This is a genomic window from Cronobacter sp. HA18003 (assembly GCF_011605905.1).
In the GTDB taxonomy this organism is placed as follows: Bacteria; Pseudomonadota; Gammaproteobacteria; order Enterobacterales; family Enterobacteriaceae; genus Cronobacter; species Cronobacter sakazakii.
In genome coordinates this window covers 16,670-42,494 of sequence record NZ_JAANQO010000011.1, presented here as the reverse complement: position 1 = coordinate 42,494, position 25,825 = coordinate 16,670, and the positions used below count along the sequence as shown (strand labels likewise).

General features: G+C 59.8%; 24 protein-coding genes. 4 read left to right on the top strand and 20 right to left on the bottom strand.

Annotated elements, in window-relative coordinates; genetic code table 11:
* Positions 1-16: 16 nt before the first annotated feature.
* The 8 genes from cvpA to pdxB all read right to left on the bottom strand — a co-directional run bounded on the left by cvpA (position 17) and on the right by pdxB (position 7,570).
* Positions 17-502, bottom strand: a complete 486-nt coding sequence (gene cvpA / locus G6041_RS01235; protein ID WP_004386645.1) for a colicin V production protein — start codon at positions 500-502, stop codon at positions 17-19.
* Positions 503-734: 232 nt separating this feature from the next.
* Positions 735-1,457 (bottom strand): cell division protein DedD, encoded by a 723-nt coding sequence (dedD, locus tag G6041_RS01230; RefSeq protein WP_012124144.1) that lies wholly within the window; start codon positions 1,455-1,457, stop codon positions 735-737.
* Positions 1,447-2,715, bottom strand: coding sequence for a bifunctional tetrahydrofolate synthase/dihydrofolate synthase (gene folC, locus G6041_RS01225; RefSeq protein ID WP_041460689.1), 1,269 nt, complete (start codon positions 2,713-2,715; stop codon positions 1,447-1,449). The genes dedD and folC overlap by 11 nt, the downstream gene beginning before the upstream one ends.
* A gap of 70 nt (positions 2,716-2,785) precedes the next feature.
* Positions 2,786-3,706: an acetyl-CoA carboxylase, carboxyltransferase subunit beta gene (gene accD, locus G6041_RS01220; protein ID WP_007892032.1), complete on the bottom strand. Its 921-nt coding sequence runs from the start codon at positions 3,704-3,706 to the stop codon at positions 2,786-2,788.
* A gap of 150 nt (positions 3,707-3,856) precedes the next feature.
* On the bottom strand, positions 3,857-4,516 hold the full coding sequence (locus tag G6041_RS01215; RefSeq protein ID WP_012124142.1) for a DedA family protein: 660 nt from the start codon (positions 4,514-4,516) through the stop codon (positions 3,857-3,859).
* A 25-nt stretch (positions 4,517-4,541) separates the two neighbouring features.
* On the bottom strand, positions 4,542-5,354 hold the full coding sequence (truA, locus tag G6041_RS01210; protein ID WP_007776862.1) for a tRNA pseudouridine(38-40) synthase TruA: 813 nt from the start codon (positions 5,352-5,354) through the stop codon (positions 4,542-4,544).
* The gene (locus tag G6041_RS01205; protein ID WP_007892029.1) at positions 5,354-6,367 is read right to left on the bottom strand and encodes an aspartate-semialdehyde dehydrogenase; all 1,014 of its coding nucleotides are present in this window, start codon (positions 6,365-6,367) and stop codon (positions 5,354-5,356) included. Before G6041_RS01205 ends, truA begins: the two co-directional genes overlap by 1 nt.
* A gap of 66 nt (positions 6,368-6,433) precedes the next feature.
* On the bottom strand, positions 6,434-7,570 hold the full coding sequence (gene pdxB, locus G6041_RS01200; RefSeq protein WP_012124141.1) for a 4-phosphoerythronate dehydrogenase PdxB: 1,137 nt from the start codon (positions 7,568-7,570) through the stop codon (positions 6,434-6,436).
* Positions 7,571-7,689: 119 nt separating this feature from the next.
* Between pdxB and flk the strand changes: the two genes are divergently transcribed.
* On the top strand, positions 7,690-8,697 hold the full coding sequence (flk, locus tag G6041_RS01195; RefSeq protein WP_007892020.1) for a flagella biosynthesis regulator Flk: 1,008 nt from the start codon (positions 7,690-7,692) through the stop codon (positions 8,695-8,697).
* 53 nt (positions 8,698-8,750) lie between these two features.
* Here the strand turns inward: flk and G6041_RS01190 are convergent, their stop codons facing one another.
* Positions 8,751-11,384 carry an autotransporter serine protease gene (locus G6041_RS01190; protein ID WP_236907253.1) on the bottom strand — a complete coding sequence of 878 codons (2,634 nt, stop codon included), beginning with the start codon at positions 11,382-11,384 and terminating at the stop codon, positions 8,751-8,753.
* Between the two features lie 13 nt (positions 11,385-11,397).
* On the opposite strand from G6041_RS01190, the gene G6041_RS21595 reads away from it, so the two are divergent.
* Positions 11,398-11,748, top strand: a complete 351-nt coding sequence (locus G6041_RS21595) for a hypothetical protein (protein ID WP_236908579.1) — start codon at positions 11,398-11,400, stop codon at positions 11,746-11,748.
* 346 nt (positions 11,749-12,094) lie between these two features.
* Here the strand turns inward: G6041_RS21595 and fabB are convergent, their stop codons facing one another.
* Positions 12,095-13,312 (bottom strand): beta-ketoacyl-ACP synthase I, encoded by a 1,218-nt coding sequence (fabB, locus tag G6041_RS01185; RefSeq protein WP_004388551.1) that lies wholly within the window; start codon positions 13,310-13,312, stop codon positions 12,095-12,097.
* Positions 13,313-13,469: 157 nt separating this feature from the next.
* Between fabB and mnmC the strand changes: the two genes are divergently transcribed.
* Positions 13,470-15,482 (top strand): bifunctional tRNA (5-methylaminomethyl-2-thiouridine)(34)-methyltransferase MnmD/FAD-dependent 5-carboxymethylaminomethyl-2-thiouridine(34) oxidoreductase MnmC, encoded by a 2,013-nt coding sequence (mnmC, locus tag G6041_RS01180; RefSeq protein ID WP_041460426.1) that lies wholly within the window; start codon positions 13,470-13,472, stop codon positions 15,480-15,482.
* A gap of 84 nt (positions 15,483-15,566) precedes the next feature.
* Here the strand turns inward: mnmC and G6041_RS01175 are convergent, their stop codons facing one another.
* The 6 genes from G6041_RS01175 to prmB all read right to left on the bottom strand — a co-directional run bounded on the left by G6041_RS01175 (position 15,567) and on the right by prmB (position 20,149).
* Entirely contained in the window at positions 15,567-15,845 is a 279-nt protein-coding gene (locus G6041_RS01175; RefSeq protein ID WP_004388549.1) for a YfcL family protein, read from the bottom strand.
* Between the two features lie 28 nt (positions 15,846-15,873).
* The gene (locus tag G6041_RS01170) at positions 15,874-16,419 is read right to left on the bottom strand and encodes an elongation factor P hydroxylase (RefSeq protein ID WP_004388548.1); all 546 of its coding nucleotides are present in this window, start codon (positions 16,417-16,419) and stop codon (positions 15,874-15,876) included.
* Complete coding sequence (locus G6041_RS01165; RefSeq protein ID WP_041460425.1) at positions 16,419-17,216, bottom strand: sulfite exporter TauE/SafE family protein; 798 nt, start codon at positions 17,214-17,216, stop codon at positions 16,419-16,421. Before G6041_RS01165 ends, G6041_RS01170 begins: the two co-directional genes overlap by 1 nt.
* A gap of 21 nt (positions 17,217-17,237) precedes the next feature.
* Entirely contained in the window at positions 17,238-18,062 is an 825-nt protein-coding gene (gene mepA / locus G6041_RS01160) for a penicillin-insensitive murein endopeptidase (protein WP_007899330.1), read from the bottom strand.
* Between the two features lie 4 nt (positions 18,063-18,066).
* A complete protein-coding gene (gene aroC, locus G6041_RS01155) occupies positions 18,067-19,152 on the bottom strand; it encodes a chorismate synthase (RefSeq protein WP_012124137.1) in 1,086 nt (361 codons plus the stop codon).
* A 64-nt stretch (positions 19,153-19,216) separates the two neighbouring features.
* On the bottom strand, positions 19,217-20,149 hold the full coding sequence (gene prmB, locus G6041_RS01150) for a 50S ribosomal protein L3 N(5)-glutamine methyltransferase (protein WP_004387044.1): 933 nt from the start codon (positions 20,147-20,149) through the stop codon (positions 19,217-19,219).
* A gap of 161 nt (positions 20,150-20,310) precedes the next feature.
* Here prmB and smrB point away from each other — a divergent pair, with 161 nt between their 5' ends.
* Positions 20,311-20,862 carry an endonuclease SmrB gene (gene smrB / locus G6041_RS01145; protein WP_004387043.1) on the top strand — a complete coding sequence of 184 codons (552 nt, stop codon included), beginning with the start codon at positions 20,311-20,313 and terminating at the stop codon, positions 20,860-20,862.
* 70 nt (positions 20,863-20,932) lie between these two features.
* On the opposite strand, the gene sixA is transcribed toward smrB, so the two are convergent.
* The 4 genes from sixA to G6041_RS01125 form a co-directional block, all read right to left on the bottom strand.
* Positions 20,933-21,421, bottom strand: a complete 489-nt coding sequence (sixA, locus tag G6041_RS01140) for a phosphohistidine phosphatase SixA (protein WP_004387042.1) — start codon at positions 21,419-21,421, stop codon at positions 20,933-20,935.
* Between the two features lie 204 nt (positions 21,422-21,625).
* Complete coding sequence (gene fadJ / locus G6041_RS01135) at positions 21,626-23,779, bottom strand: fatty acid oxidation complex subunit alpha FadJ (RefSeq protein ID WP_012124133.1); 2,154 nt, start codon at positions 23,777-23,779, stop codon at positions 21,626-21,628.
* Entirely contained in the window at positions 23,779-25,089 is a 1,311-nt protein-coding gene (gene fadI, locus G6041_RS01130; RefSeq protein WP_012124132.1) for an acetyl-CoA C-acyltransferase FadI, read from the bottom strand. Before fadI ends, fadJ begins: the two co-directional genes overlap by 1 nt.
* Positions 25,090-25,256: 167 nt before the next feature.
* The gene (locus tag G6041_RS01125; protein WP_004387038.1) at positions 25,257-25,541 is read right to left on the bottom strand and encodes a YfcZ/YiiS family protein; all 285 of its coding nucleotides are present in this window, start codon (positions 25,539-25,541) and stop codon (positions 25,257-25,259) included.
* Between the last annotated feature and the right edge of the window lie 284 nt (positions 25,542-25,825).

The window sequence follows — 25,825 nt, the reverse complement described above, 5'->3', positions numbered from 1 at the left end:
ACCGCCCCCGGCACGATTACCGGGGCAGGAAACTTGACGAGCTTTGCAGATAGTCAAAGAACCATCTGATGATGAAACTGAACTGCGGGATGAGCTGCGACTTTTGCCAGTCCTCGCTTTTGGACAGGCCCGTGAAGGTATCAAGAAAGAACAGAATGGCGGCGACAATCAGCACGCCCCGCAAGGCGCCGAAACAGATCCCCAACACCCTGTCTGTACCCGACAGGCCGGTTTTCTCCACCAGCGCGCCAATCACATAGTTGACTATCGCACCGACGATAAGCGTCGCGATAAACAGCACCGCGATAGCAATCCCATTACGTACCAGTTCGTCTTCAAAGCCGGTGAACCAGACTGCCAGGTAAGTGTAGTAATGACTGGCGACAAAGAAAGCACAGCCCCAGGTGACCAGCGACAGCGCCTCTCTCACGAAGCCGCGGATGAGGCTGACCAGACACGAGAAACCCACTACTGCAATGATGGCGTAATCTATCCAGACCATGAATGTGTCCCACGATAAAACGCCCTGACATCCGGTTCGGGGCGCATTCTAACAGAAAAAGAAAACGTTTGCGTAGGGATTTCCTTTCCACGCGTTAATAAAAAATGGCGTTGAAAAAATCTTCAACGCCATCCGTCCGTTACGCCCGCGGGCGGCAAAAAAGCGCCGTAAGCGGGCCGTCTGTGGCGCGATGCGGTTTCTCGATGCGCCTTTAAAAAAGACGCCAGACCGCTTAATTCACGCTGTAATTCATTATTACGCCGTTAAGCCCTGACAGGCTGTTCAGCTCGCCAAGCGACGATTTTAACTTATCCTTCGACGCCTCCGGCCCTACCAGAATGCGGGTGATTTTCCCTTGCACCGGCGTGGACGGCGACGTATACGCCCGATAACCCGCCGAGCGCAGTTTGCCGACGATTTCATTGACTTTATCGGCGTTTTTCAGCGCACCGAGCTGCACGACATACGCCTTGCCCGCAGGCGGCGTCTGCGGTTTCTCCGGCGGCGCGGTTTTCGCAGGCGCGGGCGCTTCGGCCTCGCTCACCATCGCGAGCTGCTCGTCGGTTTTATCACGCTGCGGCTTGCTCTGGGGCTTATCGGCAGTCCGTGTTTTCGCAGGCTCCGTCGCTTTCGGCTTCGCAGGCGTCACCGGCACTTCATCCAGATCCGCGCCGGTATCGGCAGGCAGTCGCGTGGTATCTATCGACGTCGCCGCCGCGTTACCGGCTCTTACCTCTTCCGCCGCGCCTTCCGGCGGCTGAGACGGCAGCGCCTGCGTTGCAGCCGGCAGCATATCCGGCTCGTCGCGATCGCCAGGCTTCGGCACCAGCGGGATCGCCGCGAACTCATCCTGATAATGTTTTTTCTGGCCGTCCAGCAGCCCTGGCAGCACGATAACGCCCAGCGCCACCAGCACAATTGTGCCGACTAATCGGTTCTGAAACTTACTCGCCACCTCGTCTCCCCGCGTCCATCTCTTCCATTACCGCTGCGACGGTATGAAACGACCCGCATACCAGCACCGTATCGGCGGGCTGCGCGTCGGCCAGCGCCGCGTGCCAGGCCTGCGCCACGCTATCAAAGACAGCGCTGGCCTGCAGATGTTCCGCAAGCTCTTCGGCGCGGGCGCCGCGCGGCCCGTCCAGAGGGGCACAATACCAGCTATCCACGACCCTCTCCAGACAGGCGAGCGTTCCGGCGATATCTTTATCATGCAGCATGCCGATAACGGCCAGCACGCGCCCGGCGGATGGCGACTGCGCGAGCCGCTGCGCCAGATAGCCCGCCGCGTGCGGATTATGGGCCACATCCAGAATGATGCGCGGGGCCTCGCTCACAATCTGGAAACGCCCCGGCAGCGCGGCGCGCGCGATGCCGTCGCGGTAAGCCTGCTCGCTAATCGCAAGGCCGCTTGCGCGAAGCGCGGCGAGCGCGGTCGCCGCGTTAGGCTGCGGCACCTGCGGCAGCGGAAGATGAGTCAGTTCGCCGTCGCCATCACTAAAGCGCCAGCCGTCGCGTTCCGCCTCATAGCGCCAGGCGTCGTTCACACGCAGCAGTCGTGCGCCCTTCTCCTGCGCCACCTGCGCGATGGTGTGCGGCATATCCGTCTCGCCCACCACCGCCGGTTTGCCCGCGCGGAAAATACCGGCTTTCTCGCGCCCGATGCTTTCACGATCCGGCCCCAGCCAGTCGGTATGATCGAGCGCGATGCTGGTGATGACCGCCACATCGCAATCCACCAGGTTGGTGGCGTCCAGACGCCCGCCGAGACCGACTTCGAGGATAACGACATCCAGCTGCGCCTGCTTAAAGAGCCACAGCGCGGACAGCGTGCCATATTCAAAGTACGTGAGGGACGTTTCACCGCGCACAGCTTCAATCTCCGCAAAGGCGGCGGTGTGCTGGCTTTCGGCAAGCTCCTCGCCCTGCACACGCACGCGCTCGGTGTAGCGCACCAGGTGCGGCGAGCTGTAGACACCCACGCGATAGCCTGCCGCCATCAGCACCGCTTCGAGCGTGCGGCAGGTGGTGCCTTTGCCATTAGTGCCCGCGACGGTAAAGACAAACGGCGCAGGTTTCGCCACATCAAGCAATGCCGCCACGCGCGAGACGCGCTCAAGGCCCATGTCGATGGTTTTACCGTGCAGGTTTTCCAGATAAGAAAGCCACGTGGCCAGAGGCGACGTGGCTTGGGGAAGGTGTTGCTTTTCCATGATGCCCGTATCCTGGTTACGGTTCATAAACAAGAAGGGCAGTGCCTTATGGCCCTGCCCTTCATGACTATCAGGCCTCGTGATCCTGGTCCGGTACCGGCGGCACGACCACCGCTTCACGCGGCGCGTCCGGGCTTGGTGCCGGAAGGTTCATCAGCTTCGCCAGAATGCTGGCAAGCTTGAGGCGCAGCTCCGGGCGACGCACGATCATATCGATAGCGCCTTTTTCGATCAGGAACTCACTGCGCTGGAAGCCAGCCGGCAGTTTTTCACGCACGGTCTGCTCGATAACGCGCGGGCCGGCGAAGCCAATCAGCGCTTTCGGCTCGGCGATGTTGAGATCGCCAAGCATCGCGAAGCTCGCGGAAACGCCGCCCATGGTCGGGTCGGTCAGCACGGAGATGTACGGCAGACCACGCTCCTGCATTTTCGCAAGCGCCGCGGAGGTTTTCGCCATCTGCATCAGCGACATCAGCGCTTCCTGCATACGCGCGCCGCCGGAGGCGGAGAAGCAGATAAGCGGGCAGTTGTCTTCCAGCGCCTGCTCAACCGCACGCACGAAACGCGCGCCCACGACGGAACCCATTGAGCCGCCCATAAAGGCGAACTCGAACGCCGCCGCAACAACCGGCATACCGTGCAGGGTGCCTTTCATCACCACCAACGCGTCTTTCTCGCCGGTTTCCTTCTGGGCGGTGGCCAGACGATCCTTGTATTTTTTGGAATCACGGAACTTCAGCACATCTTTCGGCTCAAGCTCACTGCCCAGTTCCACCAGCGACCCTTCGTCTAACAGGCTGTGCAGACGGTCGCGCGCCGCCATGCGCATGTGGTGATCGCATTTCGGGCAAACCTCAAGGTTACGCTCCAGTTCGGCGCGGTAGAGTACCTGGCCGCAGCTGTCGCACTTGGTCCACACCCCTTCCGGGATGTTTGCCCTGCGAGTGGGAGTAATATTGCTTTTATTGAGAATTCGTTCAATCCAGCTCATTGATAACCTTTCTGCCTGAACCTGGTCGATGCCAGTTTTTCTGTGGGGGCGCATAATGCCATTATTGCCTTCCACAGACCATAAATGGTGCTCATTAAACCATAACGGCCCGCAACTTTGGATAAAAAAGTGGTCGAACCGCCAGAGGGCTTATTTTGTCTGGCGCGCCGCGGCGCGTTTGTGACGCACCACTTCATATACGCCCGGCAATACCGAGAAGACGATAATAGCGACGATCAGCAACTTCAGATTGTCCTGAATAAACGGCATCGCGCCAAAGAAGTAGCCCGCGTAGGTAAACAGCAGAACCCACAACAGCGCGCCCACCACGTTATACAGGGCAAAATGACGATAGGACATATGCCCCATCCCGGCGACGAACGGCGCGAAAGTGCGCACGATCGGCACGAAGCGGGCGAGGATAATCGTTTTACCGCCGTGACGCTCATAAAACGCATGCGTTTTATCAAGATAGCTCTGACGGAAGATTTTTGAATCCGGGTTGCTGAAAAGCCGCGCGCCAAAGAGTCGGCCTATAGTGTAGTTCACCGCGTCGCCGAGTATCGCCGCGATAACCATTAAAAGCGCCATCAGGTGCACATTGAGATCGTTGGACGGCAGCGAGGAGAGCGCGCCCGCCACAAACAGCAGCGAATCGCCCGGCAGAAATGGCGTCACGACCAGACCCGTTTCGCAGAACAGGATCAGGAACAGGATCGCGTAAACCCAGATCCCGTACTGCGCCACCAGCTCCGCCAGATGCACGTCGATATGTAAAATAAAATCAATCAGAAAGCGAATAATGTCCATACTGGTTCTTCTTCCCCGACTGCTGTCAGTCAGCTAAAAAAAGTGGGCCCATCGGCGGCTTCGGAAGCTCAAACTGCGCCGGATAATCCACCGACACCAGATAGAGCCCTTCCGCCTTCGCCGTCGCTGCCGCAAGCGTTCTGTCCTTAGCCGCCAGCAGTTCTGCCATCCAGCTCTCCGGCTGGTTACCGCAGCCTATTTCCATCAGGCTGCCAACGATATTACGCACCATATGATGCACAAACGCGTTAGCCTTGATATCCACCACAATGTATGCCCCGAAGCGCTCAACGTTAATATGCATCAGGTTGCGCCAGGGCGTGCGGGACTGGCACTGCACCGCGCGAAACGAGGTAAAGTCGTTTTCGCCGATAAGACACTGCGCCGCCCGGTGCATACGCTCTGCGTCCAGCGGCAGATGGTAATGCGTCACCCCTTGCGAGAGCACCGCCGGTCGCAAACGGTGATTATAGATAACGTAGCGGTAACGGCGAGCCGTGGCGCTGAACCGGGCGTGAAACTCTGCGGGCACATCTTTCACCCAGCGCACCGCGATGTCACCAGGTAAATTCGCATTTACGCCGAGCGTCCAGGCGGCATCCTTGCGAATAGCGGTCGTTTCAAAGTGCACCACCTGTCCGGTGGCATGCACGCCCGCGTCGGTACGGCCCGCGCAGAAGACGTTAATCGGCTCGTTCGCCACCTGCGAGAGTGCTTTTTCAAGCTTCTCCTGAACGCTGCGCACTTCCTGCTGACGCTGCCAGCCGTAATATTTACTGCCGTCGTACTCAATGCCAAGCGCGATTTTAACTACCGGCTTTTCCAGACTCTCCGACATCAGTACAGGTACTCCTGCAGCAGTTTTTCCGCCGTTTTGATGGCCATCAGCGCGCCGCCGAAGCGCACGTTATCAGCGACCGACCAGAACTGGATCTGCTCCGGCATGCCGTAGTCGTTACGCACGCAGCCGATGGAAAGATGCACGCTGCCGGAGGCGTCGCCCACCTGCGTCGGATAGTCGTTCTCTTCAGAGAGCGCGATGTCCTGATCGCGCTCCAGCGCGTCGCGGGCTTCTTCCGCCGCGAGCGGGCGCAGCGCTTCGAAATTCACCATCTGGGCATGACCGTAAAATACCGGTGCCTGTACGCTGGTGACGGAAATCATCAGGCCTTCGTCCTGCAACACTTTGCGGACTTCATCGACCAGACGGCGATCCTGGCGCACGCTGCCTTCGCGGTCCGGCAGCAGCGGCAGCATGTTGAACGCCAGCTGGCGGCCAAAATGATCGTCTTCATCGACCGGCATCCCGTTCAGCAGGCGCGCGCTCTGGCCCGCCAGCGCGTCCACCGCCGTTTTACCCTGCGCGGAAACGGACAACAGATTCGTCACCTGAATGCGCGACAATCCGCCCGCTTCCATCAGCGGACGCAGCGCCGTCAGAAGCTGGCTGGTCAGGCTGTCGGCCACCGCCACCACATTGCGGTTGCGGTAATCCGCCAGTACATACGGGTTGACGTCCGGCACCACCAGCGGCACGTCCGGCTCCAGCGCGAACAGGCCGCTGGAATCGATAACCAGACAACCGGCGTTAGTTGCGTCATCCACGTAGCGGGCGCTTGCTTCCTGGCCTGCGACGAAAAAGGCGAGCTGCGCCTGAGTCCAGTCGAACGCGTCGGCGTCCTGCACCTGCACGCTTTTACCGTTGAAGCGCAGCGTTTCACCCGCGCTTTCATTGCGCGCCAGCGCATAAAGTTCACCCACCGGGAACTGACGCTCGGCGAGTTGCTCAAGCAGGGCCTCTCCCACGGCGCCCGTCGCGCCCAGTATGGCGATATTCCAGCCTTCAGACATGGTGGTTTTACTCCAGAAAATAAAATGCCTTCCCCGCGGGTTTGCGGGGAATAAGAGAATCAGTGATTAACGGATCGGATGATGGGTCGCGTTAAAACCCAGCTTTTGCAGCAGCGCGGCGGCGGCTTCGTCATCGCACTGCACATAGAGCGACGACCATTCGCGGCGCTCCTGGTAATTTTTGCGAAGCTTATCAAATTCGCCCGGCATGCCCGCCACGCGGCGAAGCGGCGCGTCGTCGCGGCGCACATCATACACCAGATGCACCAGCCGTTTCAGCGTCGGCTGATCGAGCGGCCCCTGAAGCGTGATGCGGCCAAACTCCGGCGGCGGCAGCAACGTGGCAAGCGCCACCTGTTGCGGCGTGCCGAGAAACTGGCTGTACGCCTCAAAGACCTGCGTAGTGCCGCGCGCTTTGCCTTCCAGCGTATAGCCCGCGATATGCGCGGTGCCGATATCAACACGCTTTAAAAGCTCAACGTTCAGCGCAGGCTCCGGCTCCCAGACATCCAGCACGACACTGAGCGGCTGCCCCGCCTCAAGGCGCGCCAGCAGCGCGGCGTTATCGACCACCGGGCCGCGGCAGGCGTTAATGAGAATAGCGCCAGGCTTAAGGCGCGCGATCAGCGCCTCGTCGGCCAGATGCAGCGTTTTGTACGGCCCTTCTTTAAAGAGCGGCGTGTGGAAGGTGAGAATGTCTGCTTCGCGCACCAGCTCGTCGAGCGTGCGGAAATCGCCGCTGTCGCCGCGATCGGCACGTGGCGGATCGCACAGCAGCGTGCGCACGCCGAGCGCCTCCAGCCGCGCCTGCAAACGAGAACCAACGTTGCCCACGCCGACAATACCGACAGTGCGGTCGGTAAGCGCAAAGCCGTCGCGCTCGGCAAGCATCAGCAGCGCGGAGAACACATACTCAACGACCGCAATCGCGTTGCAGCCGGGCGCGGCGGAAAACCCGACGCCCGCCTCGCGTAAGTAATCTTCATCAACGTGATCGGTGCCCGCCGTGGCGGTGCCGACAAACCGGATGTTTTTGCCTGCCAGCAAATCGCGATTGACCTGCGTGACCGAGCGCACCATCAGTGCGTCGGCGTCGTCCAGCGCCGCCTGCGGGATCGGGCGGCCAGGCACGGCCTGCACCTCGCCAAGACGGCTGAACAGCTCGCGTGCGTAAGGCATATTTTCATCAACGAGGATTTTCACGTTTCTCTACCTGTTTATGTGCGGGAGATAGCCGTTAAGTGTGCCATAATCTCGCCGCCAGGCATACTTAACAGCGTGGTTAGTTTCGCGGCACCGTCCGGTCAGGTTAAGGATTATTGATGATGCAACCCATTCATGGCGCCACGCCCCGCCCGGCGGGGGAGCCTCCCACATCGCCCCACTCCGCAGGCGAGCAGCCGCTTTCCACTCAGCAGCGCACGGTGCTTGAGCGGCTTATCACCCGGCTTGTGGCGCTAACCCAACAGCAAAGCGCCGAAGTCTGGGCCGGTATGAAGCACGATCTGGGCTTAAAGAGCGATGCGCCGCTGCTTTCGCGCCACTTCCCCGCCGCCGAGCAGAATCTTAACCAGCGGCTAGGCCAGGCGCAGCAGACCCACACTCAGCGCCAGGTGTTGTCGCAACTGACCGAGCTTCTGAACGTCGGCAACAACCGCCAGGCGGTGAGCGATTATATCCGCCAGCAGTTTGGGCACACCGCGCTGAACCAGCTTTCCGGCGAGCAGCTCAAAAGCGTGCTGACGCTGCTGCAAAACGCGCAGCTGAATATTCCGCAGCCGCAGCAGCGCCCGGCGACCGACCGCCCGATGCAGCCCGCGGAGCATAATACGCTCAACCAGCAGGTAACGAAGCTTGCCGCCGCCACCGGCGAATCGCCGAAGCTCATCTGGCAATCGATGCTGGAGCTTTCTGGCGTGAAAAGCGGCGAGCTGATTCCGGCGAAGCATTTCGCGGCGCTCTCGACCTGGCTTGTCGCGCGCCAGACGCTCGCCGACCAGCCCGCGCCGACGCTGCACAGCATTCAGGCCGCGCTGCGCCAGCCGCTGGAATCGCGCGAATGGCAGGAGATAAGCGACTACGCGCAGCAGCGCTTTCAGGCCACGCCGCAAACAGTGCTGACCACCGCGCAGGTGCAGGATATTCTTAATCAGGTGTTTATTCGTCGCTCGGAAGGGTCGCCGGAAACGCTTGAAGTGCGCCATATTCAGCCTATCTACAGCCCGCTTATCGCGTTTTTCACCCAGCCGATGAAGCAGATTTCCGCGAAACCCGGCCTTGCGATGTTCCTGCTGGTGCTGGTTATTCTTCTGCTCTGGCTGGTTATCTGACAGGCAGCAAAAAGGCGTCTTACGACGCCTTTTTATTTTCCCCATACCCCGTATCAGAAACTTAACGACACGCCGGCCATCACGCTGCGGTTGCTGTTGCGCCCGTCGCTGGTCTCCTGCTCGCCCGTCAGATTCAAATTCAGCGCCGGGTTCACCTGCCAGCCGAGCGACACCGCGCTGGTCAGCGTTTTCTCAGGTGCCGTCACGCCGTGCAGCGGCACTGGCTGATCCACGCCGGTAAAGCTCGCCTGATAGCGGCCTTCATCCTGGCTCAACGCACGCTGCAGGTGAGTCTGGAAGCTCAGATCCAGCCGCCCGTGGGTTTGCAGATCGAACGTGTACGCCGCGCGCAGCCCCGCGCCCGCCTGCCAGCGCGTGGTGGTCTGGTTGTCGGCGCGCAGGCCAAAACCTGAGCCGCTCTTCTCGCTAAACGCATCCTGCTTCAGCGTGATGTATTGCGTATCGATAAACGGCGTCACGGCTAAGCCGTCCACGTTGAAGCGATAGCCGGTCTCGCTGCCAAGCGACATCCAGCTGCCGCTCTGACGGCTGCTGACGCGCTCGGAACGGCTGCCGAGCCACAACATACGGCGCTGCTGGCCGTCGTAATACCCGGACGCCAGACGGCCGGTCAGGTAGTAGCCGCCGTAGATCTTGCCGCCGTACAGCGCAGCTTCACTCAGCGTGCCGGTATTGCGCTCGCCGCCGCTGCTCAGCGCGCTGAACGTGTCGGTGCGCGACAGTGACGTGCCGATAAACGTGTGCTCATCAATAAACCGGTCCTGGCCGGTCACCCACCCTTTCATGGAGTAGCTCACCGGCGAATATCCGCTGCGCCCGAGGCTGCCGTTCCAGGAGAGCGTATCGCTCCAGCTACGGCTTTGCGGCGCGTCCAGCAGCGCGTTGATGTGATTCGCGCTGCTGCGCTGATTCACATTGATGGCCTGCCAGGTGAGCGCCGCCGTCGCTGCCGGAAGCTGGCCGGAGAGGCTCTCCAGCGCCGCGCGGGCAGACGTGTTATTGGAGATGTGCTGCAACTCGCCCGCCGCGGACGCAAACGAACTGGCGCGTACCGCCACGCCGGTCGCGACTTGTTTATCAAGCTGCGTAAACGCCTGCTCCAGACGCACGGCGGCGGACTGCGTGGCCGCAGACGTGCTGGCGACTTTGGTCTGCGTCACCTGCAGGCGTTTGATGTTCAGCCATACCTGTTTCGTGCTGTAGCCCAGCGAACCCGTCAGGAACACGCCCGCCGACTGCGTAAAACGGCTGAACTTGCCGGATACCGCGCCCGCGTTGACCACCGGCTGGCGCGCCTGGGTGATGTAGCCTGCCGGTACGCCCAAAAGATGCAGGTTACCAGCGAGCGTCGCGCGCCCCGCCACATCCAGCGTCGAGCCGAGCATAAACGCCAGGCCGCCGGTGGTGCGCTGCGTATAGTTGGTCATAAAGCGCGTTTTGCCGTCGCGCAGCAGCACGAAACCGCTGTTATCGACATTGCCTTTTACCGTGCGCACATCCAGCGTGCCCGCGCGGCCAATGTTCACCGCGGAGGCCAGACTTTTCGCCGATGACAGGCTACCGCCCAGCACCTGTGTGGTGCCGGTATAGCTGGCGTCCTGCGTCAGCACCAGCTTGCCGGTACCGCCTTTAATCAACCCGCCGCTGCCGCTGATGGCGTTGCTCCAGGTCGAGGTGTAGCTGTTAAACGCGACGCTCACGGTGCCCCAGTTAAACTTCGCCGGGCCGTTAATCGCCTTCGCGGCGTTCAGCAGGCCGTAACCAAATACCGCGTCCACGCCCGGTGCGCCGATATCGGTCGCGGTGCCGAGCACCGTCTGGCGAACGAGGTCGTTAGTAAAATACGGATATTTCTGCCAGACCATCGCCGCCACGCCGGAAACCTGCGGCGCGGCAAATGAGGTGCCGCTCACCAGGCGTAGCACCGGTTTGCCGGTGCTGTCGGTCGACTGTACATACACGCTGCCGGGTGCCGCGAGGCAGCTGTTTTTCATTACGCCGCAGCGGTTAGCGTAGCTTGCGATATAGCTCGGGTTAAAGGTGTCGACCGCCGTAGCCACCAGCCAGCCCTTATCCAGCCCGGAGGCGGGGGCCAGCGATGGCAGTTTCGCAACGCCTACCGGATTCGCCGCGCCATCGTTGCCGCTCGCAAACACAATCAGCCCGTTATACGACGAAATAAAAGGCTTCCAGGCGTTTACAAAATAGGTAGTCGTGGCGGTGCTAGTCGGGTTCCAGTCAGGAATACCCCAGGAGTTATTGATAATTTTCGCGCCTGCACGCGCGAGATCGTAGTTAATCTGCCCGAAATTCAGGCTCTGCCGGGTATTGGCGACATCAGGAATGATACGCGCGCTGATAAGCGTCGCGCCCGGCGCAGTACCGCCGGTGAACAGGCCTGTGGCGCGGCCCGCGAGCGTCTGGGCGACCATCGTGCCGTGGCCGCGCACATCGCCCACGCTCAGATTATTGGCGCTCGGATCGACATAGTTCAGCGTGCCTTTCACCACCCCCAGCAGCGCCGGATGCGTGGTCAGAATACCGGTATCCGCCACGCCGACTTTTATCCCGGCGCCGTTAATGCCTGCCGCGCGCGCCGTCGCGGCGCTGGTGATAAACAGCGGACGGTTATAGTTGGTGCGCGTGACGACATCCGCTGCCGCCACAGAGGGGACATACGTGAAAGTATCATCCGCATTCTTCTTTGCGCTGGCAGAGGCGGCCCCTGAGCAGGCCAGAATAATAAGTGGAATCACTTTTCCTGTGGTCAAAAAAGTCCCTTTACCCAGAGATACGTCTGTGGGCATGGTTGGTTTCCCCGGCTGGCAAGGCCTCGTGAGAGGCAAACAACTATTCCCTGAATTCCGCAAACTGATTTCGGATTTCTTTTATGCTGCGTCCTTCACTCTTATCTTTTTGAAAAGATTGAGAATGGCATTATGTGATATGCGTTTCCGCTACGAGTTACCGTTATTGCGAAGAAAACGGCCACTCAGATATATACGGATATATCGTCAAAAAATGCCATAACTTTAAGAAAGAAGCCAATAAAGGTATTTTCATTAAACTAAATTATATTTATCAGCAGGTTAGAATTATTATAAATATATTTTTTACGACTTAAGTTAAATTAAATAAAAAAAGAAAAGTTTAAGCCATGGTTAAATAGGGATTTTCATGAAACGACACACATCAGGAAGGAACAATGTTTAAAACTATTAAATCAAAAGGTTATTCTTAATAAGGCAGGAGAGATGTCAGTAACTACAGGGAGGAGCAGATTAAGCCTGTTTCGGATAAAAAAACAAGAAATGTTAAAGGCGGAGAGTAAATATAAAAAAAGGAGCCTTTCGGCTCCATTTCTTTTAAAGAGACGTTACGCCTGATATTTACGCATGACCAGCGTGGCGTTGGTGCCGCCAAAACCGAAGCTGTTGGACATTACCGTCGTCAGCTCACGCTCAACCGGCGCGGTGATGATGTTCATGCCTTTCGCCTGCTCGTCCAGCTCTTCAATGTTGATGCTCGGCGCGATAAAGCCGTGCTCCAGCATCAGCAGCGAGTAGATAGCTTCCTGAACGCCTGCGGCACCCAGCGAGTGGCCGGTCATCGCTTTGGTCGCGGAGATAGCCGGCGTGTTATCGCCGAAGACTTCACGAATAGCGCCAAGCTCTTTCACGTCGCCAACCGGCGTAGACGTACCGTGGGAGTTCAGGTAGTCAATCGGCGTATCCACGCCATGCATCGCCATCTTCATGCAGCGCACCGCGCCTTCGCCAGACGGTGCGACCATGTCGGCACCATCGGAGGTTGCGCCGTAGCCGACGATCTCTGCATAGATGTGCGCACCGCGCGCCAGCGCGTGCTCCAGCTCTTCTACCACGACCATACCGCCGCCGCCTGCGATGACAAAGCCGTCACGGCTTGCGTCATAGGTACGGGACGCTTTGTCCGGAGTCTCGTTGTACTTAGTGGAGAGCGCGCCCATCGCGTCGAATTCACACGCCATTTCCCAGCCCAGCTCTTCACCGCCGCCCGCAAACACGATGTCCTGTTTGCCAAGCTGGATCTGCTCAACCGCGTTGCCGATGCAGTGCGCGGAAGTCGCACACGCGGAGCTGATGGAGTAGTTAACGCCGTGGATTTTAAACGGGGTCGCGAGGCAGGCGGAAACCGCAGAGGCCATCGCTTTAGTCACCACGTAAGGGCCGACCGCTTTCAGGCCGCGCGGGCTGCGCATCGCGTCAGCGCCGAACACCTGGGCTTTGGACGAACCACCGGAGCCGGCCACGATACCGACGCGCGGGTTGTTCTGATACACCTCGTCGGGCAGACCAGCGTCTTTAATCGCTTCCTGCATGGAGAGATAAGCATAAATAGAGGCGTCGTTCATGAAACGCACCACTTTACGGTCGATAAGACCGGTGGTGTCCAGCTTCACGTTGCCCCAGACGTGGCTGCGCATACCTGCGTCGAGAAATTCTTGAGAGAAAGTGATCCCCGAGCGTCCTTCACGCAGGGATGCCAGGACTTCCTGCTGGTTATTACCGATGCTGGAAACGATGCCCAGGCCAGTAATTACTGCACGTTTCATTCAATACCTCTTCGAGTACGCTAAGTAAGTTGTCGTGTCGCAAGATAGCGTACAGTTGTACGCCGAACAAGTCCGATCAGCCAGATTGGCAAGAAATTTGCGATGTCTGACCGGGCTCGCTAAGATCGTGCGACTGCCTGTCATTCGAGCCATTTACGTGAAACCTATCGCCATACAGCCCGCCAGCCTGACGTTTAATAATGAGGGTACACCTGTTTCCCGAGATTTTGATGACGTTTATTTTTCCAATGATGACGGTCTGGAAGAGACCCGCTATGTCTTTCTGGACGGTAATCAGCTCCCTGAACGCTTTATGACACACCCGCGTGACAGCTTTATTGTCGCCGAAAGCGGATTTGGCACCGGGCTGAATTTCCTGACGCTCTGGCAGGCGTTCGCGGCGTTTCGCGACGCGCACCCGGACGCTACGCTGCAACGCCTGCACTTCATCAGTTTTGAAAAATTCCCGCTGACGCCTGCCGATCTTAAAAGCGCGCACGCCCACTGGCCGGAACTCGCGCCGTGGGCGCAACAGCTCCAGGCACAGTGGCCGATGGCGCTGCCGGGCTGTCAGCGGCTGGTGCTGGATGGCGGACGCGTGACGCTCGATCTCTGGCTTGGCGATATCAACGAACTGGTCGATACGCTGGATGACACGCACAACCGCCAGGTGGACGCCTGGTTTCTGGATGGCTTCGCGCCGTCGAAAAACCCGGAAATGTGGACGCCAGGCCTGTTTACTGCGATGGCGCGCCTCGCCCGCCCCGGCGGTACGCTCGCGACATTCACCTCGGCAGGCTTTGTGCGCCGCGGGCTGATTGAGGCCGGGTTTGACGTGGTGAAGCGCAAAGGATTCGGGCGCAAGCGCGAAATGCTGACAGGCGCGCTCAGCCATGACGCGCCGCCGCCTGCCCGCGCGCCCTGGTATGCGCGTCGTCCGGCGAGTGGTGATAAAGACGTAGCGGTTGTCGGTGGCGGCATCGCGAGCGCGCTGCTCGCACTCGGCTTATTAAGACGCGGCTGGCAGGTCACGCTCTACTGCGAAGATGACGCACCGGCGCAGGGGGCATCGGGCAACCGCCAGGGCGCGCTCTATCCTCTGTTAAGCCATCATGACGCCGCGCTGGCCGCCTTCTTCCCGGCGGCCTTTACCTTCGCGCGCAGGCTCTATGACGCGCTGCCGGTCAGTTTCGATAAAGACTGGTGCGGCGTGACGCAGCTTGGCTGGGATGAAAAGAGCCAGACGAAAATCAACCAGATGCTGGATCTCGCCCTGCCGGACACGCTGGCGCATGGCGTTGACGCGCGAGAAGTGCGCGAACGCTGCGGCGTGAAGACGGGCTGTGGCGGCATTGAATATCCACAGGGCGGCTGGCTCTGCCCGGCGCAACTGACTGCAGGCGTGCTGGAACTTGCGCAGGCGCACGGCCTGCGGGTGCACTACGGGCACAGGGTGAGCGCGCTGCATCGGGAAGACCTGGACTGGCAACTCGACTTCGCGAACGGCGCGCAGGCGCGCCACGCCGCCGTGGTACTGGCGAACGGGCACCAGCTCAGCGGCTTCCCGCAAACCGAAAAGCTGCCGGTCTACCCGGTCGGCGGCCAGGTGAGCCATATTCCCACCACGCCGGGCCTCGGCGCGCTGCGCCAGGTGCTCTGTTATGACGGCTACCTGACGCCGCAAAACCCGGCGAATGCGATGCACTGCATCGGCGCCAGCTATCACCGCGGCGTGAGCGAAATGCGCTACCAGGAGGAAGACCAGCAGCGCAACCGCCAGCGGCTTATCGACTGCCTGCCCGCGGCCAGCTGGGCGCAGGAGGTGGACGTGAGCGCGGGCGACGCGCGCTGCGGGGTACGCTGCGCCACACGCGATCATCTGCCCATGGTCGGCAACGCGCCGGATTACGCCGCGACGCTTCGCGATTACGCGACACTTTCCCAGGATGCCAGCGCGCCGGAGACGGTCATGCCCGCGCCGGTGCTCAAGAATCTCTTTGTGCTGGGCGCGCTCGGCTCGCGCGGGCTGTGCAGCGCGCCGCTGGCCGCTGAGATTTTAGCCTCGCAAATGAGCGGCGAACCGCTGCCGCTTGATGGCGCGACGCTCGCCGCGCTGAATCCCAACCGGCTGTGGGTGCGTAAGCTTCTCAAGGGGCGTGCGGCGAGTTAATGCGATAATGTCGGGCAGGTGACGTGGCTGAAAGCGTAAACGCTAAAAAAACCTGCGCGCCGGGCGGCGCGCAGGCTGTGAGGCTTAGTTGAGCTTCGCCTGCTGGAACAGGTTGTCCCACATGCCCAGCACCAGCGCCTGGTCGCGCGGCGAAAGCTCGCCCGCGTGGATCGCCGTCTCAAGGCTGTTGGTCACTTTGGTATATACCGCCTGCGGCGAGTGGTCGTCGCCCTGCTCCAGCGCCGCGACGGCAAGCGTCAGGTGTCCGCGCAGGTAGCCGCTGGCGAACAGTTCGTCGTCGCTCGCGTGCTCCACCATCTCATCAATCAGCGCCAGAATACGTGCTTCAAATTCGGCAATCATTCGTTTTCCTCGGTTAATAACATGGCGATTAGCACAAGTCTTCCGGCCATGGGAATTGTTGCGCCGCCAGCGGCGGCGTCTGGTAAAAATCCTGTAAGGCCGCGATAAAGCGCGCCGGACGTTCGGGAATGCCGTTGGTCAGATACTGCATCACCTGCGCGTGCACCCGGCGCTGAAACGCGATGCGATCCGGATCGAAATCGCCGTTAAGATTGTCGCAGCTGACGTTAAACGGAAAGCCCGCCGCCACGCAGAACAGCCACTCCAGCGCCTGCGGTTTGACTTCGACGTCTTCAAACTGGCTCTGGGTTTGCGCATCGCGCCCGTCCGGGCAGTACCAGTAGCCAAAATCCACCAGCTCGCGCCGCGCTTTCCCCGCGATGCACCAGTGCGAAATCTCATGCAGGGCGCTGGCATAAAAGCCGTGTGCGAACACCACGCGGTGATAAGGCGCATCGGCATCTGCCGGAAGATAGATCGGTTCGTCGTCGCCTTTAATCAGACGGGTATTAAAATCACCGGCAAAACAGCCGTCGAAAATAGTAATTAAATCCTGATAGTGGTGTTCACGCATTACGCCATCCCCAGCCAGTGGAGGATCTCCTGTCCGTGGCTGTCATATAACAATTTGGCGCTCATCACCGCCGACACGATAACGATCATCGGGCGGATCAGGCGCTGTCCTTTACTTAATACCAGACGCGAGCCTAAGCGCGCGCCGAGAAACTGTCCGGCGAGCATCACAAAGCCGGTGCCCCAGATAACTTTGCCGCCAATGATAAAGAGCAGCAAACCGCCGACGTTAGACGTGGCGTTAAGCACTTTCGCATGGGCGGTGGATTTGGCGAGGCCAAAACCGGCGAGCGTCACAAACGCCAGCGCGTAAAACGAGCCTGCGCCGGGGCCGAAAAAGCCGTCATAAAAGCCGACGCAGCCGCCCGCCACCAGCGCGAACGGCAGGCCATACAGCCTGCGCTGGCGATCGTCTTCGCCAAGGCGCGGCATCAGCAGAAAATAGAGACCAATGGCAATTACCAGCACCGGCAGGATCTGGCGCAAAATATCGGACTGCACATGCTGCACCAGCAGCGCGCCGCTGGTGGAGCCGATAAACGTCATCAGGATATTGAGCTTCTGGTCATGCAGGCTGACCACGCCGCGGCGGATAAAATAGAGCGAAGCGGAAAGCGAGCCGCCGCAGGCCTGGAGTTTATTGGTCGCCAGCGCCTGGGCAGGCGACATCCCCGCCGCCAGCAGCGCAGGCACGGTCAGCAACCCGCCGCCGCCTGCGAGGGCATCGATAAATCCTGCCAGCATCGCGACAAAAAAGAGCGCTGTCAGCAACAGCGGCGAAACCATAAACCAATCCATCACGGCCATCCTTAGTCGGTATTAAAGAACGTGTTTGTCGAGCAGCGCCTGACATGACGGCGGCAGCGGCGGCGGCGTGGTTTTCTCAGGCTTGCTGCTGCCAGGTGCGGCAGGCTTAAACCAGCTTTGCAGCTCTTCACCACAGCCATCGCCCGGCGGCGGCGGGTCTTGCTCCACGCACTCCAGGCTGTCCGGCGGGCAGCGCAGACGCACGTGCATATGGGCGCGATGCTGGAACCACGGGCGCACTTTACGCAGCCAGTCGCGATCCGGCCCGGCATCCAGGCAGAGCTGCTGTTTGATGGCCGGGTTTACGAAAATACGCGTCACTTCATCATCAAGCGCCGCAAGCTTAATCAGCCCGCCGATCTCCGGCTTCCAGAGTGACTGCACCACCGATTTCCCGTCGCTTGAGACTAAATCCAGCGCCTGCGGACGACGCAGTTGCGCCGTGCTCCAGCGCGTTTTCGGCAGTTGCAGGAAAATATCGACGTCGAGCCCCGTCTGGTGGCTGGCGTGGCCGCCGTTGAAGCGCCCGCCCGCAGGCATTCCCATATCGCCCACCAGTACCGTTCCGAGCTGCAAATCGCTCACCTGGTTGCTCAGGCGCTCGATAAAGCGCACCAGCTCCGGGTGACCGAAATAGCGGCGCTGGTCGGTGCGCATGATTTGATAGTGCTCTGACTCGATCGGCAGCGGCTGCGCGCCGACGATACAGCCGTTAGAAAAGGTGCCGATCGACTGGGCCGCGCCCGGGATCGGCTGGGTGATTTTCTGCCACGGCGTGGCGGCGCTTGCCGCGCTGCAGGCAAGCAGCGCCAGCAAGGCTAAGCAGAGTTTTTTCATGACGTTACCAGCGAGGAAGCGTGGTGGTGACATCCGCGTTCTGGGCGCGGTGACGCAGCAGGTGATCCATCAGCACGATAGCCATCATCGCCTCGGCGATCGGCACGGCGCGAATACCCACGCACGGGTCGTGACGCCCGCGGGTGATCATCTCGACTTCCTCGCCAAAGCGGTTAACGGTACGGCCCGGCACGGTGATGCTGGAGGTCGGCTTCAGCGCGATGTTCGCGACAATCTGCTGGCCGCTGCTGATGCCGCCGAGAATGCCGCCCGCATGGTTGCTCTGAAAACCCTCTTTGGTGATTTCATCGCGGTTTTCGCTGCCTTTCAGCGCCACCACGCCAAAGCCTTCGCCAATCTCCACACCTTTCACGGCGTTGATGCTCATCAGCGCGTGGGCGATGTCGGCATCGAGACGGTCAAATACCGGCTCGCCGAGGCCCGGCGGCACGTTATCCGCCACGACCGTTACTTTCGCGCCAATGGAGTCGCCCTCTTTTTTGAGCGCGCGCATCAGTTCGTCCAGCGCTTCCAGTTTATCCACATCCGGGGAGAAGAACGGGTTCTGCTCCACCTGCGCCCAGTCTTTGATCTCCAGCGGAATATCACCCATCTGGGTCAGACAGGCGCGAATGACGATGCCGAATTTCTGCGCCAGATACTTTTTGGCAATGGCACCTGCCGCCACGCGCATGGCGGTTTCACGCGCGGACGAGCGCCCGCCGCCGCGATAATCACGCAGGCCATATTTCTGTTCGTAGGTGTAATCGGCGTGTCCTGGACGGAACACATCTTTAATCGCGCTGTAATCCTGGGAGCGCTGATCGGTATTTTCAATCAGCAGGCCGATGCTGGTGCCGGTGGTCACGCCCTCAAACACGCCGGAGAGAATTTTCACCTGATCCGGCTCGCGGCGCTGCGTGGTGTAACGGGAAGTGCCTGGGCGGCGGCGGTCGAGATCGTGTTGCAGGTCGGCTTCGCTCAGCGCAATGCCCGGCGGCACGCCGTCAATGATGCAGCCGAGCGCCAGACCATGCGACTCGCCGAAAGTGGTTACGCGAAAGAGTTGTCCAAGAGTGTTGCCTGCCATCACGGCTCCGTTGTCGTGTCGTTGTGGTGTTTTTATGGTTCAGCGGGCCTGCGCCCGCCTGTTGTTAATCTTTGTAGATGCTGAAGTGTTCGCGGGCGCTGATGAGCTGCGCTTTGGTCAGCATAAAGACGCCGTCGCCGCCGTTGTCGAACTCAAGCCAGGTAAACGGCACGTCAGGGTACTGCTCCATCAGATGTACCATGCTGTTACCGACTTCACAAATCAGAATACCGTTGTCGGTCAGGTAGTCCGGCGAGCAGGCGAGAATGCGGCGCGCGAGCTTCAGCCCGTCGCTGCCCGCCGCCAGGCCGAGTTCCGGCTCGTGGCGATATTCGTTCGGCAGATCGGACATATCTTCTTCATCCACGTATGGCGGATTGGTGACGATGATGTCGTACTGCACTTTCGGCAGATCGCGGAACAAGTCAGAGCGGATCGGCGTGACGTGATGGATAAGCCCATGCTCTTCAATATTGTGCTCGGTCACGGCCAGCGCGTCGGCAGAGATATCCACCGCGTCAACTTCCGCGTTCGGGAAGGCGTACGCGCAGGCGATAGCGATGCAGCCGCTGCCGGTGCACATATCAAGAATGTGCTGCGGTTCGTGGTCGATAAGCCCGGCGAAGCGGTTATTGATTAGCTCGCCGATAGGCGAACGCGGCACCAGCACGCGCTCGTCGACATAAAATTCGTGGCCGCAGAACCAGGCTTTATTGGTGAGATACGCCACCGGAATACGCTCGTTAACGCGGCGGATCACCCGCTCCACGATACGATGACGTTCGCTGGAGGTCAGGCGCGCGGTGCGCATATCTTCCGGAATATCAAGCGGCAGGTAGAGCGACGGCAGCACCAGCTGCACGGCCTCATCCCAGGGGTTGTCCGTGCCGTGACCATACCAGATGCCGGCCGCACTGAAGCGGCTCACCGCCCAACGCAACATATCCTGAATGGTATGCAGTTCACTGACTGCCTCATCGACGAAAATTTTATCCACACTGCCCTCCGCATGACGCTCCGCGTTAAATTCGGCGGCTAGTTTGCCATGAAGGCGGCGATAAATCAGCAACCGGCGCGTCATCGCCGAAAAATGGCTTTTGTTTGGCGACGCGCCAAACTCGGGTACACTGCCTGCGCAAAGAGAAAGAAGAGAAGAAGATGAAAAAGAAGCCATCGCTAAGCGAAGAAGAAAAGTCGCTGTTTCGCGCGCTGATGAGCGGAACGCGCGAGCTGAAACAGGACACCATCGTGCATCCGCCCGCGCGTAAAAAGCTACGCGAGGTGCCGCCAAAACGCCTGTTGCAGGAGCAGGTGGACGCGAGCCACTATTTTTCTGATGAATTCCAGCCGCTTCTGAACAGCGACGGGCCGATGCGCTATGTGCGCCCTGGTGTGGATCACTTCGAGCTGAAAAAACTGCGCCGCGGCGACTACTCGCCCGAGCTGTTTCTCGATCTCCACGGCCTGACGCAGATGCAGGCCAAGCAGGAGCTGGGCGCGCTTATTGCCGCCTGCCGCCGCGAACATGTGTTCTGCGCCTGCGTGATGCATGGCCACGGTAAACATATTCTCAAACAGCAGACGCCGCTGTGGCTAGCCCAGCACCCGCACGTGATGGCCTTTCATCAGGCGCCGAAAGAGTATGGCGGCGACGCCGCGCTGCTGGTGTTAATCGAAGTGGAAGAGTGGCAGCCGCCGCAGTTGCCTTAAGCGTCGCCTGCACTGCAGAAACAGAAAGAGCCGCATCAGCGGCTCTTTTCTTTTATGGTTCAGGCTTGAGTTAAATCGCTTTCGCCATTTTGAGATTGCAGGGGCTCATCTGCCAGTTAAAGATGCCCTTGTCGTTATCGCCCTCAACCGTCACACAGGCGATAGCGGACGTGGAGAACATCGGCGGCGTTTCGCCAGGACAGAGTTCCGCCACCAGATAACCGACCAGCGGCAGGTGGGAGATAACCATGACCGCGCTGACGCCATCACGGGCCAGAACGTGGAGGTAATCGCTCACCAGACCGACATCGCCGCACGGCGTGAGCTCCGGCAGAACTTCGGTTTTGACAGGCAGGCTCATGGCCTCTTTCACGACGTCCAGTGTCTGTTCGGCTCGCAGGAAAGGGCTCACCAGAACACGTTCGATATCCACCTTTTGACCTTTTAACCAGGTCGCCATTTGACGGGATTCATCACAACCGCACGCGGTCAGAGGACGAACCGAATCACTGGCGGCATCGAGTGCTGCGTCGCCGTGACGCATGATAAAAACTTGCATATTGCACCGCTTTTGTTGACCAGAAGCGCCAGCGAGAGCTTAAAAAGCAACGCGCTTTTTAAGGGTATCGTCTGGCGGTCGGGCATTGTGCCTGATCCGTACTTCGAATGAAACGCTGTTTTTTACCTTATTGACGTAAGTATAGTCAATCACTGTTTACAAATTAGCCAGCGCTGCGTTTTCGATATCAGGAACGTTCTTATATCAGACCGTCATTTCAGCTTGCAGGTTCCCCGCGAGCCAAAATGTTTGTCCGGTCTGCGCCATGCGCAACAGCCTGTCGCACGGGGTAAAACGGTCTCCATAACGGGTGGCAAGACGCGTGAGCGTCGTCGCCATGGCCGCCGCGCCGAGCGTGTCCATATAGCGGAACGGGCCGCCAAGAAACGGCGGAAAACCGATGCCAAACACCGCGCCGATATCGCCGTCTCGCGCGGAACGCACCACGCCTTCATCCAGACACCGCGCCGCCTCGTTAAGCATCATCATGACGCAGCGCTCGGCAATCTCCTCGCCGCTCAGTTTCCCGCCGGGTTTAACGCCAATAAGCCCGTAAACCGCAGGGTCAACCTGTTTTTTGCTTTTACGCCCTTTCGCCGGATAAAGATAGAAACCGCGGCCATTTTTTCTGCCTTTGCGATCGTCATTCAAAATTGCTGCAACGGCGTCTCCCGGCGCGCTGAATCGCGGCCCGTAAGCGCGCTCCAGCACCGGCATAATTTTGGTGCCGACATCAATGCCCACTTCATCAAGCAACTGAATCGGCCCCACCGGAAAGCCTCTTTTGACCAGCGCCTCGTCGATTTTCTCAATGCTCTCCCCTTCCATCAGGCAGCGCATCGCCTCATTGATGTAGGGAGCGAGAATGCGGTTAACATAAAACCCGGCGCAGTCGGCCACCACGATCGGCGTTTTGCCCTGTTTTTTGGCAAGCTGAACGGTGGTGGCAATGGTTTCCGCGCTGGTGCCCGCGTGCGGGATAACTTCCACCAGCGGCATTTTATCCACCGGGCTGAAGTAGTGTAGGCCAATCACCTGCTCCGGGCGCGTAGCGCCTGCGGCGATATCGCCGATAGGCAGCGACGAGGTATTAGACGCGAAAATCGTATGCGGCGCGGTATGCGCCTCGATCTCTGCCACCATGTTTTGCTTAAGCGTTAAATCTTCGAAAACCGCTTCCACGACGATATCGCGCTGGTGAAATCCACGGTAATCGGTGCTGGCGGAGATGAGCGCCATTTGAGCGTCGCGCTCGCTGGCGCGCAGATGACGACGACGCACTTTTTTCTCAAGCAGATCCCAGCTGTATTTCAGGGCATGGTTAATGCCTTTTTCGCTGATGTCTTTGATACGTACCGGCAACCGGGCTTTGGTGGCGGTGACATACGCAATCCCGCCGCCCATCAGCCCGCCGCCCAGTACACCGACCGAGTGCAGCGCGCGCGGGGCGGCCTCGCTGCCGGTCTCTTTTTTAAGCTCGGTGGTGGCGAAGAACAGCCCTCGCAGCGCGGCAGATTCCGGCGTCATCGCCAGCTCGCCAAAGGCGCGGGCCTCAGCCTGGTAACCGCTGGCACTGCCCTGCTCAAGGCCGGTGCGCACCACGTCAATAATGCGCTGCGCCGCCGGATAGTTACCGTGGGTTTTCTGGTGCGTTTTCTGCGTCACCATGCGAAACAGCAGCGCGCGGCCAATCGGGCCTGCGAGCAAACGCTCGCGAACCGGCAGACGGCGCGGCGCGGGACGGCGCTTTTTCGCCAGTTCGGCAGCGGCTTCCAGCAAAATAGATTGCGGCACCACATCATCCACCAGCCCGGCTTTCAGCGCCTGACGCGGCCTCAGCTGTTTGCCCGCAAGGATCATCTCAAGCGCGGTGCTAACGCCAACGAGGCGCGGCAACCGCTGCGTGCCGCCGGAGCCCGGCAGCAGCCCAAGCTGCACTTCCGGCAGCCCGAGCAGCGTTTTCACATCATCGGTACAGATGCGGCTGTGGCAGGCAAGCGCCAGCTCCAGCCCGCCGCCAAGGCACGCGCCATGAATGGCCGCGACCACATGCACCGGCAGCGCGCGGATCTCCGCCATGATCTGCTGGCCCTGGCTTGCCAGCGCTTCGGCCTCCTGCGCGCTCTGGCAGTGCGCGATCATGTTGATATCCGCACCGGCGATAAAGTTATCCGGCTTGGCGGAGATAAATACCACGCCCGCGAGATCGCGGTTTTCCCGCAGCGTTTTGACAATCGCGCGGACGTCGCGGGCAAACTCCGCCTTCAGCGTGTTCATTTTCTCGCCCGGCACGTCGATGGTGACCACCGCAACATTGTCCGGGCGCATCTGTAAATTAAATGCGGATGTCGATTCCATTATTCGGCCTCCAGTACCATTGCCGCGCCGAGCCCGCCCGCCGCGCAGGCGGTGACCAGCCCGAAACCGCCGCCGCGGCGGCGCAGTTCATTGAGCGTCTGGGTGATCATTCGCGCGCCGGTGGCCGCGAACGGGTGCCCGTAAGCGATAGAGCCGCCGAGCACGTTAAATTTGCTCTCATCCACCTCACCGGTAGCCTGGCTGCGGCCCAGCACCTCGCGGGCGAAGCGGTCGCTCGCCATCAGCTTCAGGTTGGTGAGCGTTTGCGAGGCGAACGCCTCATGCATATCAATAAGCGTGAGATCGGCCATCGTCAGTCCGGCGCGCTCGAGCGCCAGCGGGGTCGACCAGGCCGGGCCCAGCAGCATGTCCTGCCAGACATCGACCGCGGTAAAAGCGTAGCTGCGCAGATAGCCGAGCGGCGTCAGGCCAAGCTCGCGGGCGCGGGATTCCGTCATCAGAATGACCGCCGCCGCGCCGTCGGTGAGCGGCGTGCTGTTCGCGGCGGTCACGGTGCCGTGTTTACGGTCAAATGCCGGGCGCAGTTTCGCGTAATCGGCCAGCGACGAAGTTTTGCGGATGTTGTTGTCTTCGCTGAGCGGCTCGCGGTACGGCGGCGTGTAAGCGGTCATCACTTCTTCACGCAATTTGCCTTCCGCCCACGCCTGCGCCGCCAGCTGGTGCGAACGATGCGCCAGCGCGTCCTGCTGTTCGCGGGTGATGCCGTGCGTTTTCGCCATCTGCTCGGCGGTGTCGCCCATGCGAAGTCCGGTGGAATATTCCGCCACGGCGGGCGGCACCGGCAGCAGGTCACGCAGACGCAGGCGCGAGAAGAGTTTCAGTCGCTGTCCGGCGGTGCGGGCTTTATTCGCGTCCACCAGCGTGCGCGCCAGTTTTTTACTGACGCCAATCGGCAGCACGGAGGAGGAATCGGCCCCGCCAGCGATCCCGGCGCGGATAGTGCCCGCCATCAGGCTTTCGGCGACGTTCGCCACCGCCTGAAAACTGGTGGCGCAGGCGCGGCTGACGCTGTAGGCGTCGGTATGGACGCTCATGCCGGTGCCGAGCACGATTTCGCGCGCGATGTTGGGCGCTTCCGGCATCTGCACCACCTGGCCGAAGACGAGCTGTTCAATAACTTCAGGCGGGATTTCGCTGCGGGCCAGCAGTTCGCCGACCACCATTTTACCGAGATCGACCGCCGGAACGCCGTGGTACGCCGTTGCCTGACGGGCGAAAGGCGTGCGCAATCCACTGACAATGGCAATGCGATCCCCCTGCCGGGTGACCAGCGGTAGTGCCTGACTCATAACGTTCCCCTGTGAAAAGGCTAAAGATGAATTAAGTGGTCTGACCTGATAACAGTTTTAACCAGAATTTTACATTCAGCCAATCACATAAAGGAAAAATTGCGAGGCAAAACACGAATTACGTAACAAGAAATGCGCCCCGGAGTGCCGGGGCGTAAGCGATGGGATTAACGCAGACCTAACTGGAAAATAACGGTTTCCGCCTGGCAGGCGAAAACAAAATCGATATCCAGACGCACGCCGTCGGCTTCTTCAGTAAAGCGCGGGGTGATCTGGCACGGCTCAGATTCGACTTCACGCGCTTTGGCGGTGAGAGCCGCGAGCGTGGCTTCAGCGTCGGCGCGGTTTTCAAACACGCGGCTGTAAGAGGCAACGCAGTCGGTATTATCAATAATGGTGCCTACATCAATACAGCAGCAAACCGGGGTTTCATCAGCACTGCATTTGGTCATGGTGATTTCCTCTGTATTTCCTGAAAAGGGATAAGGCTATTTTACGCCCCGCGCCGCCACCGCTCTACCTGTTCTTCCCGTTTACGCTTATAAGTGACCGAAATCACACTTAAAAATGATCTAAAACAATAATCACCAGATTGATGAATTTCTGAACCCCAAAATTTTGCTAAACGGATCGCGTTTCTTAGATCACAATTGAAAAAACTTATAAACATACTTGCAACATCTCTGCTGGTCGGACCTATACTCTCGCCACTGGTCTGATTTCCATGCCGTACCTC